A 15,079-nucleotide genomic window follows, 5' to 3' on the forward strand; every position below is an offset into this window, starting at 1 on the left:
TACCGATTGCTATCGCCGTATCATTCGTAAAAATAGGCACATAAATTCATTATAAAATGATATTAAATCATTGTGTTTAAATAAAATTATATGAAAACCGCCTCTCATCATCGGCTGTTGGCGTTAGCTGGATAGCGCACAGAAAAATAAGTCGAAAGTATTAATATCGACACGGAATAGGGTGCGGTATAAGGAGTGCGAATAAAAATACGGCCATTGAATCGGTGCGCTTCAATACAGAAGCACTCTTACCCAATGACCGCATGATTTTTATCTTTATTTTGTGACCACATAATAGCTGAGGTTGAATTGTGGTCGAACTTATGACGCCTCAACCTCGGCTTATTCTAACTTAGCCGAATGCCGCTAAGCAGCGCTCTTCGAGTAATCCCTTGCCAAGATCACCGACAAACCTCGGCAAACCAAGGTTTCCATATCATCGACACGATTAATCTTCATTTCGGCTAACGGTGCACTTAGGGCCATGCGTCTTAAACTATCGAGACAACCCTTGTAGTAAGGCGCGCTGTTCATCATGCCGCCCGCTAACCAAATCCGATTTGGATTAAACAGATTGACCGCCCACGCTAGCCCCATCCCCAGATAAGTGCCGGCGAGATATAAATCATCGGCGGTAGAAATCTTGCGGCTGCGGATAGAATCGCCACTGGCGAGTTGTTCGAGACTAAATTCCCCCGATTCTGTCATCACTCGGCAATGTCCTAGCTCCCCCGCAACCCCAGTCGCGCCAGTAAAAGCCTTGCCGCTCAACGCGATCGACATGCCAATCCCAGTGCCACACATGACTAACAACTCACAGGCATATTTTTCGTCACAGGTTGCCTGCATACCAGCGTCGATATCATTGCAGATAAACTTAAGTTCCCCTTGGGTTTTCAAGGTTTCAAAGCTTAGCCCATTGAGACCGGGCAAAGACTTACAGGAGACCAAACGATTCTGTTGTACGAGTCCAGGTACAGCAATCGCTAAATGGTAATTCTGTAAATCATAATCCCGTTCAAGCGCCGCGATTTGATCATTTAAATCTTCAATTTTAAAGCCTTCACCCGTGGGGATTTTATATTGTTCTGTATGCCCCTTGAGTTGAAGTTCGAACAGGGCTTTGCTACCGCCCACGTCTATTGTTAATGTTTGCATCGCCAACTCCACTGATACATGTGCTCCCCTCTGACCCCGAGCGGAGATGGCGAATGTTAGCATAATGGGTAAATATTAGCGATTGAATAAAACTTAAGTGGCTAATTTGTAAGAATTAGTCGGAGGAACTGAGTGATAAAGATAACATTTCAATTTAAGAATTAGCCTAAGATCACAGCCCTCGTTATCGTAAAATGACAGCTAAAAAACAAAATTGTATACAAAATCCTTTATTCCATCCCCTTGCATCTTAGCCATTGAGCTTGCGATAATCGCCGCCAATTCGCATCCTTTTCGCCAGCATTACGCATTATAATTTGGCCGCCTACGTCAGCCGCCAATGCCAATATTTGGAGCCCCTATGTCGTTATCATCATCGTCACAATCCCTACAGCCTAATAAGATTGCTAACCGTCTTGCCGCCATTCGTAGTGAACTTGCCAGTGCCAATTTAGATGCCTTTATCATCCCGCGCGCGGACGAATACTTAGGCGAATATGTGCCAGAGCATAATGAGCGTTTGTACTGGGCAACGGATTTTACCGGCTCAGCGGGTATGGCTATTGTCTTAAAAGACAAAGCCGCCATCTTTACCGATGGTCGTTATACGGTGCAAGTACGTCTGCAGGTGGATGCGAATCTCTTTAGTTATGAAAGCCTGACCGACACACCGCAAATCGAATGGCTATGCGATACGCTTGCCGCAGGTTCACGTGTGGGCTTCGATGCCCGTTTACACACTTTAGCTTGGTTTGAAAACGCCAAAGCGATGTTAGCGAAAGCCCAAATTGAATTGGTTGCCGTTGAACAGAATCCGATTGATAAGCACTGGCAAAATCGACCTGCACCGTCGAGCGCGGCTATCACGTTATTTAGTAATGAGAGTGCGGGTAAGACCAGCCTGCAAAAACGGACCGAGATTGGCGCACTAGTCAAAAAAGCCGGCGCCGATGTCGCGTTAATCGCCGCTTTAGACTCCTTCTGCTGGCTACTCAATATCCGTGGTAATGACGTACCGCGTCTGCCAGTCGTGCTCGGCTGCGGGCTACTTCACGCCAATGGCGATATGCAGCTGTTTACCGATTTAAACAAACTCCCTGAAGGCATTGAGGAACATGTTGGAGCGGGTGTGAGCTTTAAGAGCGAAGCTTCCCTTGCCGATACCTTGGCAAGCTTACAGGGCGTGAAACTGCTCGCCGATCCCAATTCTGCTAACGCTTGGGCACAAAATATCGCCCGCGATGCAGGCGCCAAGTTAATTGCCGGTATCGACCCGGTCTCCCTGCCTAAGGCACAGAAAAATGCCGCCGAATTAGCGGGCATGCGCGCCAGCCATATCCGTGATGGTGTGGCCGTGAGTCGTTTCCTCGCTTGGCTCGATGCCGAGGTCGCAGCCAATCGTCTGCACGATGAAGCCACCCTCGCCGACAAGTTGGAAAGCTTCCGCCTCGAAGATCCACAATATCGAGAGCCAAGTTTTGATACTATTTCCGCCGCTGGCGCCAATGCGGCCATGTGCCACTACAACCATAACAATGGCACGCCAGCCATGATGACGATGAACAGCATCTACCTTGTGGATTCTGGCGCTCAGTATCTGGACGGCACCACAGATGTCACCCGTACCATCGCCATTGGTAACGTGACCGATGAACAGAAGAAAATGGTCACCTTGGTATTAAAAGGCCATATCGCTTTAGATCAGGCCCGCTATCCGAAAGGCACGACAGGGCAGCAACTCGATGCCTTCGCCCGTCAATATCTGTGGCAACATGGCTTTGATTACGACCACGGCACAGGCCACGGCGTTGGTCATTTCCTCAGCGTGCACGAAGGTCCGCAGCGCATCGGTAAAAACCTCAATGCCATCGCCTTAATGCCAGGCATGGTGTTATCTAACGAGCCAGGGTATTACCGCGCCGACAGTTTTGGGATCCGCTTAGAAAACCTAGTGGTAGTCCAACACTGCGAAGCCTTAAAGGGCGCCGAGCGTGAAATGTATGAATTCGATGCCTTAACGCTGATCCCAATGGATGCTCGCCTTATCGATAAGAGCCTGTTAACCCAAGGCGAAATCGACTGGTTTAATGCTTACCATCAGAAAGTGTTTAACACCTTATCGCCATTAATGTCGGGCAGTGAGCTTAAGTGGCTGACACAGGCGACAAAAGCCATCTAACACTCGTTCAACACGAAAACCCAAGCCCCAGCGCTTGGGTTTTTATTAGAAGCAGCCTCAAAGCAAATTGAGCGGAATCTGTCCCCCATATATCTGCTCAACAACGACATTAGTCCAATAGGCACGCTTAGGTTTTTCATCTAAGCTGCGGCCATGTTTTTAACCTTATCAGCTAATAGCGGTATATGCCCCATAAGCGAGAAACTGACCCTATATAAAACTCTGAAATTTGCTTTTTAACAGGATAAACACTCGTTTGAAAGCGAATTAAAAACGTAATGTTTAAAAACACGAATGAAATTTAAAAATCATTACTTTTATTGAGGTTAAAGCTAAAAACCTCTCTCCAATAACCCCACAAAAATGATACCATTATCACATAACAAGCCGGCTCCAATGAGAGCTGGCACTCGTTTTACCCGTTACATTTACCCCAATGTCGTTTCGGCCCTGAATGGACACACTAAATGAGCCAGAGTAACCCTAGCCACAATAAAATTAGTCATATCCACAGCAACGCCCAAGAAGTCCGCCTCACACCACAAGACGAATTGATTTCCACAACGGATACCCGCGGGATCATTACCTATGTCAACCAACGTTTTGCCGAGGTGTCGGGCTACAGTGCTGAAGAATTAATCGGCCATCCCCACAACAAAGTACGTCATCCCGATATGCCCAGCGCCGCCTTCAAAGAGATGTGGGAAAAGCTGAAATCCGGCCAATCCTGGCGAGGCATAGTCAAAAACCGCTGCAAGAATGGCGGTTTTTACTGGGTCGATGCCTTCGTCTCTCCGCTGTTTGAGAATGGGACTATCGTCGGCTATCAGTCGGTGCGTATCCAGCCGCAGGCGGCCTATGTCAGCAAAGCAACGGAGATTTACCGCAGGCTAATGCAGAACAAACCCATTCCTAAGCCGCTGAGTTTAATGCAAAAGCGATTTGTGTCTGCCGTGGTGGCCACCACGGGTTTACTGATTGCAGGTTACTTTTGGGGCTGGGGCGTGATTTTCGCTGGGGCGATGTTAATGAGCCTCAATCTGGCGATTTTCTACGATGAAGCTTTTCGCATTCCAGCCAAATTGATTGAAATGCAAGAGAAATATGACTCTATCAGCCGCTATATCTATTCGGGCGCCGATACCTCATCGATTCTCGATTTCCAATTGATCCTATTGCAAGCCAAGATGAACGGCGTGCTTGGTCGTACCCAAGATCAGGCCCACCACTTACATGCGATTGCCGATCAGCTGGTGGTGACCACAGAACAAACCTATGTCAGCCTAGACCAAGAGAAAAACCAGCTAGAACAACTCGCCAGCGCGATGGAAGAAATGAGCTCAACCATTGCCGAGGTTGCACAAAATACCCAACTGACCTCGACCAGCATCAACACCGCCTACGATCTCTGCCTGAAAAGCAGCGCCAATATGAAGGCCAACACCCAAAAAGTTGAGCAATTAGCCAAATCCGTGGCCGATGCCGCCAATAATGCTCATCAACTCAATAAAGAAGCCGAACGGGTAGCCAGTGCTATGGGCGAGATTGACTCGATTGCCGAGCAGACTAACCTGCTCGCCCTCAATGCCGCGATTGAGGCCGCCCGCGCAGGAGAACAAGGCCGCGGGTTTGCGGTTGTCGCCGACGAAGTACGCGCGCTGTCGAGCCGTACCCAGTTATCGACCAACAGCATTTCCCAAAGCGTCGACAAGATGTTCAGCATGTTAAATGCCTGGGCCAAGGAGATGGAACAGAGCCGACAACATGCCGAGGTGTGTGCTAACGACATTCAAACCTCCGCCGAAAATGTAAATACCATTTACCAAGAGGTGAGTGAGATCCACACCTTTGCTCAGCAAAACGCGGTGGCCGCCGATCAGCAGCGTCAAGTGGTGCATGAAATCACTAACAACATTCACTCCATCACCCAAACCAGCAGCGAAAACCTCGCGGCAACCCATCAAATTGGTGATGCAGCTAATCACCTCAAGCAAAACGCCGAAAAGGCACTCGGCCTGCGCCGCGCCTTTGGCTAATCGTCCAGTCGCGCCATTGTCTGTTTGGACAATGGCGCAAGACTCGCTGTCCACATCGGCCCTTCAAACCTTTTATCCACACCAAAACCCGTTTACGCTTTGTCTTAAAATCTCAAAGGCTTAAAAAGTACAGGTTTTAACCGAAAATTTTGCTATACTCCGCGCCCGCCATTTTTCTGCTCGCAATGTAGGAAAATACAGGCTGGAGAAATGCGTAACCAAGTGCATATTCTGTAACAGACCCTGTGCACAACGGGCTGAATCGCCTTTCTACTGCGCACAATGCGCTTGAGAGATTGAATAAGTGAACAACAGGAATCCAAAATGAGATTTGAATCTTTTAGTTTTTGCCCCGAGATTTTACGCGCTATCTCAGATTGCGGTTATCAAAAAATGACACCTATTCAGCAGCAAGCGATCCCCGCCATCCGCCGCGGGCAAGATGTGCTCGCCAGCGCGCAAACGGGCACTGGTAAAACGGCGGCATTCGCATTACCTATACTGCAAAAGATGGCAGAAAATCCCAGCGAGACCTTAAAATCGAACGCGCGGGTATTAATCTTAACGCCGACTCGCGAGCTCGCAGCTCAAGTTGCCGACAACGTTGAAGCCTACAGCAAGTATTTAAATTTCAGCGTGTTAACCATTTACGGCGGTGTAAAGGTTGAGACTCAGGCGCAAAAACTTAAACGCGGTGCCGATATTATTGTCGCGACGCCAGGGCGTTTGCTCGAGCACCTTACCGCCTGTAATTTAAGTCTCTCTAGCATCGACTTTTTAGTGCTCGATGAAGCCGACCGTATGTTAGACATGGGCTTTAATGCGGATATTCAAAAAATCCTCCAAGCGGTGAATAAGAAGCGTCAAAACCTATTGTTCTCGGCCACCTTCTCCAGCGCGGTGAAAAAACTGGCCAACGAGATGATGGTCAAGCCTCAAGTCATCAGCGCCGATAAGCAAAACACCACCGCAGATACCGTGAGCCAAGTGGTGTATCCGGTTGAGCAGCGCCGTAAGCGCGAACTCTTATCCGAACTGATTGGTAAGAAGAACTGGCAACAAGTGTTGGTCTTTACCGCGACGCGTGATGCGGCCGACACCTTAGTGAAAGAATTGAATTTAGACGGCATTCCGTCTGAAGTGGTGCACGGAGAGAAGGCGCAAGGTAGCCGTCGCCGCGCACTGCGTGAGTTTATGTCGGGTAAGGTACGCGTCTTAGTCGCGACCGAAGTCGCCGCCCGCGGCTTAGATATTCCCAGCCTTGAGTATGTGGTCAACTTCGACTTACCCTTCCTCGCCGAAGACTATGTACACCGTATTGGCCGTACCGGTCGCGCGGGTAAATCTGGGGTCGCGATTTCATTTGTGAGCCGTGAAGAAGAGCGCACCTTAGCGGATATTGAAAAGCTTATCGGCCAAAAAATTCGTCGTATTACCGTTCCCGGATACGAAGTTGGTAGCCGCGACTTGCTGTTAAAGCAGCTACAAACCCGTCGCAGTTTTGCCAAGAAACAACAGCGACTCGACAACGTCAGCGAGCAGATTGTCGCCGAGAAAAGCATGCAGGGCCGCCGCGTGAAAATGAAAGTTGGCCAAGCCCCAAGCAAGGCGAAAAAGCTGAAATAACTCCCGACATAGGCAACACAGCCTCGCCTGTCGGTCTCGTTATAAAAAGCAAAAAAGCGTCCTAAGGGACGCTTTTTTTATTGAGCCGAAACAATGGGTGACAAGCCATAGGCTATAAGAGTGACTCGCTCTCAAAGATGGCTTATCTCAGTCCAACCTCTAAACGTACACAATCGGCAAGTTATCCCCTACCTCATTTGCACAATACTTAACCCACTGAACTGAGGCTGATCACTTATTCGAAAAAACACCAAATAACTGCTTAAGCCTTTGCTCATCAATGGGATTTTCGCCGCGCCACCCTGCTAGCGGTAAGATGATGTCGGAGCGAATACTGCCGGGATATTTGATATTGCAGATCGCTTCAAATGGCGTAAATGCCTCATAAAGCGGCGCAACATAGGGATTTGGCATGATGCCAAGCTCAGCTAACACCATCAGTTGGCCACGGAAACTGTACTTATTAAATTGGGGGATAATCTTGGCTTTCTTCACCCTTTGCTCGAGTTTTCCGGGTGTTTCATCTAAAGGAGCCTGACGGATAGCTTCAATTAAAGCACTAAAGATGGCCACATCCTCGGCACTAGGTTTACAAGGCGATAGCGTACAAAATTCTTGTAATTCTATGAGGTTGTGCGCCCAGCGCTCGTTCCACACACTGCCAGCGTAACAGGAAAAGATTTTTTGCCCCTGCTCAATCCAGTTAACGCGCTTGATGGAACACATAGGACAAATGTCACTATCGGTTGCCATCGAATGTTCTGGTAGCGCCTTCGCAAACAGATAGCTGAGTATTGGCTGTCGACCGCGCGGGAAGCTTGAAAAACCACATAAATAGGCTGCCAGTAAATTTTCGAAGGAAAGATTCGGCTGCTTTAGTATCGCTTTATAGCCGAGAACCACATCATCATGACTCAGCTTAACCCTGTCGTTGACGGGATAGCCACTCTGTTCAATCAATGTGATTTCGGCATCAGATAGTCCTTGATAGGAGTAGATATAGGTTCCCGTATCGACATCAAACACATCACCATTATCGATTCTTTGTTGGTAACCATGCTCGTCTTTGCGGTACGACTTTTTAACATAGACTTTCTTTAACGCCTTAAATAATCCCTTATCCATTTACCACTTTCCTATTGAAAAACTTAATAAAATTTAGCCGTTGCCCCCACGGCGCGAGCCATAGTACCACTCCAAGGTTCACAACCCCACCATTGGCTCACGCTAGACTCACACTAAGCGCAAAACCATCAAGTAGGAGTTGCTCCACATCCCTTAAAAAACGTCGAAAAATCGTGATTAACGCTGCAATAAATTGAGCCAATAACCGTTCTTATATCCGTCACCACAACCTATTTCTGTTTGACAAGCGTACAAGCTAGAGGCAATCGCTTGAGTTAACAAAAAACATAACATGGAGAGATTATCTATGCAGTCCCTATTACAGCGCTTTTTACTGACAACCACCCTATTGCTCGGCAGTTTTGTCAGTCAGGCCGACCCTATCGCCAAGGATGAATATTCCGTTAGCCCACTGCTAAACGGCGAGCAAATCCCCACAATCACTTTGCAAGATATGAATGGGCAAAGCGTTGATTTAGCAAAATTAACGGCACAAAAACCAACCATTTTCTTCTTTTACCGTGGCGGCTGGTGCCCCTTTTGCAACAACCAAATGGGGCAGCTAAAAGCCATCGAGCCTAAACTTATCGACATGGGCTTTCAATTAGTCGGTATTTCGCCGGATACGCCCGCACAGCTAAAATCATCGGCCGCTAAAAACGAGCTTAAATACCAGCTGCTTTCCGATGAAAAAATGCTGGCATCACAAGCCTTTGGACTCGCCTTTTACACCAGCAAACAAGTCACTGATACTTATTTGAGTCGCTTAAAACTGGATAACCCACTGTGGACCACGCCCGAAGGCGACAAAAGATTAGTGCTGCCAGTGCCAGCTATCTATATCACCGACACAAAAGGGTTAATCCATTTCCAATATGTAAATCCCAACTACAAGGTGAGACCCGCGCCTAAGTTAATTCTGACCGCAGCAAGCCTTGTCAGTGCCCCAGAATAAGCCTAGATAAACCATCGCAGCCAGTAAGAATCGTTATCGATTTATTGGCTGCTTTGCTAAACTAGTTCCGCCGCAATTCAAACGCATAGTTCCATTAGATCAATCCCTTTAGCCCGCGGCGGAGCCAGAATGAATTCTCAAACCTATAACCAAGCCGTACTCGAACTCGCTCGCGCGGGTCTTGCCGATTTAATCGCCTCAGCCCAAGCTAAAAAAGCCCAACGCACGCCTGCGCAAGAGAGTCATTTTTTGTGTAACTGGATGGTCGAGGCGCTCAAAGAAAAGCGTTTCTCTAAACTGGTGGCCGACGATCTCACTGCATGGATCCGTATGGCTCGCAGCCAAGGTGCTGGTGCCGAACTTAAGCGGTTATTGGAGAGAATTGTTCAACAGTATCAAAGCGTTGAAAACTCTCACGTCGAATTAGGTACGGCGTTAAATGCTATGATTGCCGAGTTAACTCAGCTCGAATGGCTAGTGTTTACTGACACCGAAATTAACACCAAACTTAAGCTGGACGCCGATGGTCAATCTAGCTTAGTGATTGATATGAAAGAGTTTACTCAACATATCAGAGATAATCAGCTCATCAAACCCATCAACTTATATGTCCGCGCCGATGAGCAGCAGTTGACTCAAATCGCCCTCTCCCACGGGCTGCTTATCAGCCAAGGTAATAAAAAAACCAGCCTGATTAAGCACCATAAAACCTATCAAATTTATCCTCATAATCAGCTACCTGCGTTGTGCCAACTCTTGGCTTAATGACAAAAAACTGCTTGAATAGGAAAACTGCGTTACAGCTAACAATTTTTTCACAATGACAAGATAAAATGTAGCGCAGTCACTGCGAAGCTCGTTCAACCAAGGAGTGAAGGACAAGATGCGTAAAGCTGGTATTTCCTATCGTTGGCGAGTAAACGCCATTTTGTTACTGCTACTCTTTGCTCCCTCTTCCTTTGCCCAATTACTCAAGTACAACATCACCGGCTCTTATTCTTGGTACCCCTATTTTATTGCCAATCAGCCAGAGGCGCCGGGAATGATTACCGAATTAATTCCGCTGATTTTATCCTTAGCCAATATCGAGGGAGAAAATCTCTCCTTGCCGCCCAAACGGACGAACAACGCCCTTGAAACGGGCCAGTTAGACTTTGATGTGGTGAGCCCAAGTTGGTTTGCAGATCAAGACTTTGGCCCCTTATTCGTTAAATCCGATCCCATTATGCCCATCACTGAGTACATAGTGACAAGGCCCGAACATGTCGAATCATTTAAGGAAATTTCCGAAATCAAAGGCAAGCAAATCGGGACTGTTCGAGGATATTTGTACCACGATGACAAGGAGTTTATCCGTGTCGATTTTACTTCAGAGCAAGAGCTGATTAAGGCATTAGATAAACACCGCATCACTGCCATTATCTCAGGTAACTATCCCGCTTTGTACTGGTCGAACAAACTTAAGATCCCCGTTGGATTGGCCGCGGTGCATTCCGATGGCGTATTGGTGCTAAGGCTACGTAAGGAGCATGCCGATCTACTGCCCGCACTCAATCACGCGATAGCGCAGCTTAAAGCCGATGGAAAGGTGGAGCAGATTATCCAGAAATACACCCAAGCCTTTGCCAGCTAAATCAATATAGGCTGATGTATCCAAGCTTATTGCAACCATAAGCTTGCCAGCCAAGAAGGCGGCTAAGTTTAGTTTCCGCAAATAGTAAGAATGACATGCGCCTTAGTGTTTAAGAGGATGTCGCGTTTAGCTCAACCTTAGGTTTTAACACCAAACGCTGCCCTTGGTTAAGATGGGTGGTGCAAGCAACGCGCAGCAAAGAGGCAAAGTTAGCCACCTCACCGTGACGAGTTAACACCTCACGGTAAATACGGGTCAAAAATACCGCCACACTCAGCTCGGCATCCTCGGCAATCTCTTCAATAATCTGCCAGAAAATCGCCTCGAGCCGCACGCTCGTCACGACACCATCGATTCGAATAGAACGGGTTTTGAGTTCAAACAGTTCGGGTTCGGCACCGGAATAGATTTCACACACAATATCACTCCCCAGCTATTGCGCTTAGCTTAAGTCCACAGCGGATATTCAACTTAAGCCTCTACCCGAACTGTTATGCCATAAATAAGGCAGGATGAATATCGTTAATTCAATAACTTGTTGAACTGCGCCAACCATGCTGGATGCGCAGGCCAAGCGGGCGCGGTCACTAACTTGCCATCGGTAATCGCCGCCGTCACCTCAATATCACAGTACTCGGCGCCCGCTTGTTTCACTTCGGGCGCGCAAGCAGGATACGCGGATACTTTCTTACCGCGAACCACATCGGCCGCCGTCAGTAGCTGCGCCCCATGGCAAACGGCTGCAATGGGTTTATCTTGGGCGGCAAACCCCGCCACCAAGGCAATCACCGCAGGGTTTAGACGTAAATACTCAGGCGCACGGCCTCCGGGAAGCAGCAGCGCATCGAAATCGCTCGCATTCGTGCCGGCAAAGTTGCCATTTAAGGCAAATAAGTGTCCCGGTTTTTCGGTATAGGTTTGATCACCTTCAAAGTCATGGATAGCGGTCTTAATAGTTTGCCCCGCCACTTTATCAGGGCAAACAACCGTCACATTGTGTCCCACCATTTGTAGGGCTTGAAACGGCACCATTAACTCATAATCTTCAACAAAATCACCGGCGATAATCAAAATATTGGCCATAAGAAACTCCTTTTATTCGATAAGGGAAAACGCGACATCGGATTTCACTCTACTCCGACCATTAAATTTAGGGTAATAGTGGAATACTACAAATCGATGCAGCGGTTTCAGGCATAAAAAAAGCGCCCGCAGGCGCTTTAATCTAAACCATTAAGATCAATTACTTATCTTTGGTTCAATCGCAGCATGTTGCTGACTATAACCATTTAATCCGGTATTTGCAGATTTCACTACATTTAAGGCTTCAGCGGTTAAGGCATTATTGCCATTGAGTAAGTCATTTAAGGTGCCAGACTCCGATTGCACTAAGCCTAACTCTCGCAGCATGGCATCCACCACTGGCGCATTGGCGCGGTAGTTTAACGCGGCGCTGGTGACTTGCTCGGCGATGCCACCTTGATTCACTGCTGCGCCATCAGCTCCCGATGCCAATTGATTACCAGCGCCATAACCTTGAAGAATTTTAATGCCTTCGATATTTTCCAGCGGTTTAACCGCCTGCGCGACAATCTCAGGCAGTGCTTTTAAGATAGCGAGGGATTTTTGCAGCGCAATCTGCTCATCACGCAACACGTTTTCGGCTTCATACAGAGCTTGTTTACCCGCCGCTTCAACGGCATAGACCTTCTCGTCGGCCTCGGCTTGCAGTTTCTTGGCATCTGCACTGGCGCGGGCTTCAATCAGAATCGCGCTCGATCTGTCTTCGGCGGCACGTTTTTCCGCCTCAGCTTGTACTGTCACGCCTACCGCATCGCGCTCCGCTTCTTTGCGTGCATCGATGACTTCAATCTCTTTACGACGATTCGCCTCAGCCACTTGGCGCACCGTAATAACCGCTTCTTCTTTCTCTACCTTGGTTTTTTCCGCTTCGGCGGCGCGGGCACGGGCGGCAGACTCTTCTTCCGACTTCGCGGCTACCGCGATGTGTTTTTCCTGCTCGGCAACTTCGATATCACGTTGCTGTTGAATACGGGCCTGTTCGATAGATTTGCGCTTTTCAATCTCGCGGGTCTCGATATCTTTAGTCTTTTCGATTTCAGCGGTTTCGATTGCGCGCTCTTTGGCAATCTCAGCTTCGCGTTCTTCACGGGCCTTGTTTTCTTTTTGCTTAATAATTTCCGCTTTTTGCTCGGCACGTTTAAATTCGAGCGACTGCTGCTGAATAAGGCGCGCTTCTTCTTCGGCCTTTTCAATCTCCAGCGATTCTTTTTCCGCCTCTAGGTTACGCTGCTCGATTTTGATGCGGTTTTCCTGCTGGATATCGTTGGTCTCTTTACGTTTTTCTTCGATGATCTTGGCTAAACGTGCACGACCTTCGGCATCGAATGCATTGTTTTCATTAAAGAATTGCAGATCAGTCTGGTCAAAACCCGTTAACGAAACGGATTCGAGTTCTAACCCGTTTTTCTCGAGATCGTTGGCAACGTTATTCTGTACCCGCTGGACGAAATCGGCGCGCTGCTCGTGCATTTCAGTCATGGTCATTTCTGCCGCGACCGCACGTAACACGTCAACAAACTTAGATTCCATCAGCTTTTTCAGCTCTTCCACGCGTGTGGTACGGGTACCTAAGGTTTGTGCCGCCATTGAAATACCTTCGGCATTGGGCGCCACACGCAGATAGAAGTCGGCCTTCACATCGACACGCATTCTATCCTTAGTGATAAGCGCATCTTTTTGGGTTTTCTCCACTTCGATACGCAGGGTATTCATATTTACCGCTATGGTTTCATGCAGCACGGGTAAGACGATTGCGCCGCCGTCCTTAATAATTTTTTCACCACCAAACCCCGTACGTACAAAAGCCATTTCCTTCGTCGCACGTTTATATAACTTGGCGAAAATCAGACCAATCACAATCAGGCCAATCAATACCATTCCGGCAACTAACAACACGAAGTTGCTCGAACTGGTTACGTCGTTTAACACATCCATTTGCTTTCCTTTTTCGTTAATGGCTTTGGAAAATTAATTATCAAAGCGAGTCGCAGACCAGACTCTTCCTTCTCGTTTTAGCAGCACCACTTGCGTGCCACTGGCAAACTCGATACCCGAGGTTTCGGGTTCGACTAATACATAATGTTTTTGTTGATGTTTATCGCGCACCACAGCTTCCGAAGGCATGCCCTTCATGGCGCAGCCTAAGGTGATAGTACCAACATAACCACTTAAATCATCAAGGGATATGGCGGTGGACTCATTTTTGGGGAGTAAATCGGCCAAGATCCGCCCGAGATAGCGACAGGCAAACGCACTGCCAACCACAGCAATCGGTAAGGTGAAGAGTTGCGGTAACAAAACGCCCGTGAATAGCAGGCTCAGGTAATTTGCAATATAACCGACTATTGCAAAGCTGGTCAGTGCCAGCACAAACCAGATAAGTAAGGGTAATCGATTCAGACATAGCCAGCCCGCAATCCCCGTCAGGCCAGTACCACCAATATCGGCATCATAATCCACATCGGCGGGCACCCATTGGTCGAGCGCACTCATCATGCTTAGCCCTATGACTAGGGCTAAGGCTTCAAACACACCAAGGACAAGCACGCAGGCGAAGGCAATAGTGTAAGGTAGGTTAGGCTGTTCAACTAAAAACGCCCACATAGTCATCTCCTTGAACGATACAGCATTCCATTTACTTCACTGTAATTATCAACTTACGAGTGACAGAATAGCAAGGCGAGCCTAGTTTCCAAACAAAAAATTTACCCTAAAACGGATTTTGACTAAATCCTTGCTGCGCCAGAATCGCATGGGCCGTCATCGCAGACAGGGCCATATCGACGCCCGGTAACAAAGAGGCATTGTGTAAGTCAAAATAAGCGGCGCTCTGACCACAGATATAAAACTTCACCCCATGGGCCACTAAGGTTTTCACTAAGGCTTTATTGGGGTTTTGCGCCCCGTTGTGCTGCTTGGCATAAAAACTATCATCGGCTAAATCGCCAACGGCACTGCCATGCACCACCATCGCTAGCTCAATATCGCTTTCTTTCACGCCAGCCGCCACGTGCATATTAATAAAACGGGCAAGGCTGTCGAGCTGACGATTCACTTGGCCGACATCGGCCGCCTTGCTCATATCGAATGCCACCTTAAACTTCATCCCCGCAGGGATCGCAAGGTTGCTTTCGACCTTAGCCACTTGACCAAATTCGGGGATAGCGGTTCCAGGCGCAAAGCTCTCGGCTCCGGCATGGGCGGCACTGGATAAGCCAGCCAACAGCGCCATGGTCATGACTTTAAGGGTTTTAGTGTGATGTGATTTTGGCTGCATGATATTA

General features: G+C 48.1%; 13 protein-coding genes. 6 read left to right on the plus strand and 7 right to left on the minus strand.

The window, feature by feature from the left end:
* Nucleotides 1–366 precede the first annotated feature (366 nt).
* Nucleotides 367–1,158 carry an ROK family protein gene (locus SHEWMR4_RS14725; protein WP_011623557.1) on the minus strand — a complete coding sequence of 264 codons (792 nt, stop codon included), beginning with the start codon at nucleotides 1,156–1,158 and terminating at the stop codon, nucleotides 367–369.
* Nucleotides 1,159–1,519: 361 nt separating this feature from the next.
* On the opposite strand from SHEWMR4_RS14725, the gene SHEWMR4_RS14730 reads away from it, so the two are divergent.
* From SHEWMR4_RS14730 to SHEWMR4_RS14740, 3 genes are all read left to right on the plus strand, one after another.
* The gene (locus SHEWMR4_RS14730) at nucleotides 1,520–3,337 is read left to right on the plus strand and encodes an aminopeptidase P family protein (protein WP_011623558.1); all 1,818 of its coding nucleotides are present in this window, start codon (nucleotides 1,520–1,522) and stop codon (nucleotides 3,335–3,337) included.
* A gap of 467 nt (nucleotides 3,338–3,804) precedes the next feature.
* Nucleotides 3,805–5,373 (plus strand): methyl-accepting chemotaxis protein, encoded by a 1,569-nt coding sequence (locus SHEWMR4_RS14735; RefSeq protein ID WP_011623559.1) that lies wholly within the window; start codon nucleotides 3,805–3,807, stop codon nucleotides 5,371–5,373.
* Between the two features lie 324 nt (nucleotides 5,374–5,697).
* Entirely contained in the window at nucleotides 5,698–6,999 is a 1,302-nt protein-coding gene (locus tag SHEWMR4_RS14740) for a DEAD/DEAH box helicase (protein WP_011623560.1), read from the plus strand.
* Between the two features lie 231 nt (nucleotides 7,000–7,230).
* On the opposite strand, the gene SHEWMR4_RS14745 is transcribed toward SHEWMR4_RS14740, so the two are convergent.
* Nucleotides 7,231–8,124, minus strand: a complete 894-nt coding sequence (locus SHEWMR4_RS14745) for a hypothetical protein (RefSeq protein ID WP_011623561.1) — start codon at nucleotides 8,122–8,124, stop codon at nucleotides 7,231–7,233.
* A 307-nt stretch (nucleotides 8,125–8,431) separates the two neighbouring features.
* On the opposite strand from SHEWMR4_RS14745, the gene SHEWMR4_RS14750 reads away from it, so the two are divergent.
* The 3 genes from SHEWMR4_RS14750 (at nucleotide 8,432) to SHEWMR4_RS14760 (ending at nucleotide 10,712) form a co-directional block, all read left to right on the plus strand.
* Nucleotides 8,432–9,079, plus strand: coding sequence for a peroxiredoxin-like family protein (locus tag SHEWMR4_RS14750; protein ID WP_011623562.1), 648 nt, complete (start codon nucleotides 8,432–8,434; stop codon nucleotides 9,077–9,079).
* Nucleotides 9,080–9,208: 129 nt separating this feature from the next.
* Nucleotides 9,209–9,844: a DUF2913 family protein gene (locus tag SHEWMR4_RS14755; RefSeq protein ID WP_011623563.1), complete on the plus strand. Its 636-nt coding sequence runs from the start codon at nucleotides 9,209–9,211 to the stop codon at nucleotides 9,842–9,844.
* Between the two features lie 118 nt (nucleotides 9,845–9,962).
* Nucleotides 9,963–10,712: a substrate-binding periplasmic protein gene (locus SHEWMR4_RS14760; protein WP_011623564.1), complete on the plus strand. Its 750-nt coding sequence runs from the start codon at nucleotides 9,963–9,965 to the stop codon at nucleotides 10,710–10,712.
* 109 nt (nucleotides 10,713–10,821) lie between these two features.
* On the opposite strand, the gene SHEWMR4_RS14765 is transcribed toward SHEWMR4_RS14760, so the two are convergent.
* From SHEWMR4_RS14765 to SHEWMR4_RS14785, 5 genes are all read right to left on the minus strand, one after another.
* On the minus strand, nucleotides 10,822–11,130 hold the full coding sequence (locus SHEWMR4_RS14765) for a ribbon-helix-helix domain-containing protein (RefSeq protein WP_011623565.1): 309 nt from the start codon (nucleotides 11,128–11,130) through the stop codon (nucleotides 10,822–10,824).
* 104 nt (nucleotides 11,131–11,234) lie between these two features.
* Nucleotides 11,235–11,795 carry a DJ-1/PfpI family protein gene (locus SHEWMR4_RS14770; RefSeq protein ID WP_011623566.1) on the minus strand — a complete coding sequence of 187 codons (561 nt, stop codon included), beginning with the start codon at nucleotides 11,793–11,795 and terminating at the stop codon, nucleotides 11,235–11,237.
* 156 nt (nucleotides 11,796–11,951) lie between these two features.
* Nucleotides 11,952–13,730: a flotillin family protein gene (locus tag SHEWMR4_RS14775; RefSeq protein ID WP_011623567.1), complete on the minus strand. Its 1,779-nt coding sequence runs from the start codon at nucleotides 13,728–13,730 to the stop codon at nucleotides 11,952–11,954.
* A 33-nt stretch (nucleotides 13,731–13,763) separates the two neighbouring features.
* Nucleotides 13,764–14,399 (minus strand): YqiJ family protein, encoded by a 636-nt coding sequence (locus SHEWMR4_RS14780; protein WP_011623568.1) that lies wholly within the window; start codon nucleotides 14,397–14,399, stop codon nucleotides 13,764–13,766.
* A gap of 106 nt (nucleotides 14,400–14,505) precedes the next feature.
* Nucleotides 14,506–15,072 (minus strand): DsrE family protein, encoded by a 567-nt coding sequence (locus SHEWMR4_RS14785; protein WP_011623569.1) that lies wholly within the window; start codon nucleotides 15,070–15,072, stop codon nucleotides 14,506–14,508.
* Nucleotides 15,073–15,079 lie beyond the last annotated feature (7 nt).

The sequence above is a fragment of the Shewanella sp. MR-4 genome, assembly GCF_000014685.1.
GTDB lineage: Bacteria > Pseudomonadota > Gammaproteobacteria > Enterobacterales > Shewanellaceae > Shewanella.

Excerpts from the sequence above, each read along its gene's own strand:
- SHEWMR4_RS14730 (WP_011623558.1), top strand. The coding sequence starts at position 1,520 with ATGTCGTTATCATCATCGTCACAATCCCTACAGCCTAATAAGATTGCT.
- SHEWMR4_RS14725 (WP_011623557.1), bottom strand. The coding sequence starts at position 1,158 with ATGCAAACATTAACAATAGACGTGGGCGGTAGCAAAGCCCTGTTCGAA.
- SHEWMR4_RS14745 (WP_011623561.1), bottom strand. The coding sequence starts at position 8,124 with ATGGATAAGGGATTATTTAAGGCGTTAAAGAAAGTCTATGTTAAAAAG.
- SHEWMR4_RS14780 (WP_011623568.1), bottom strand. The coding sequence starts at position 14,399 with ATGTGGGCGTTTTTAGTTGAACAGCCTAACCTACCTTACACTATTGCC.
- SHEWMR4_RS14760 (WP_011623564.1), top strand. The coding sequence starts at position 9,963 with ATGCGTAAAGCTGGTATTTCCTATCGTTGGCGAGTAAACGCCATTTTG.
- SHEWMR4_RS14750 (WP_011623562.1), top strand. The coding sequence starts at position 8,432 with ATGCAGTCCCTATTACAGCGCTTTTTACTGACAACCACCCTATTGCTC.
- SHEWMR4_RS14740 (WP_011623560.1), top strand. The coding sequence starts at position 5,698 with ATGAGATTTGAATCTTTTAGTTTTTGCCCCGAGATTTTACGCGCTATC.
- SHEWMR4_RS14770 (WP_011623566.1), bottom strand. The coding sequence starts at position 11,795 with ATGGCCAATATTTTGATTATCGCCGGTGATTTTGTTGAAGATTATGAG.
- SHEWMR4_RS14785 (WP_011623569.1), bottom strand. The coding sequence starts at position 15,072 with ATGCAGCCAAAATCACATCACACTAAAACCCTTAAAGTCATGACCATG.
- SHEWMR4_RS14755 (WP_011623563.1), top strand. The coding sequence starts at position 9,209 with ATGAATTCTCAAACCTATAACCAAGCCGTACTCGAACTCGCTCGCGCG.
- SHEWMR4_RS14775 (WP_011623567.1), bottom strand. The coding sequence starts at position 13,730 with ATGGATGTGTTAAACGACGTAACCAGTTCGAGCAACTTCGTGTTGTTA.
- SHEWMR4_RS14735 (WP_011623559.1), top strand. The coding sequence starts at position 3,805 with ATGAGCCAGAGTAACCCTAGCCACAATAAAATTAGTCATATCCACAGC.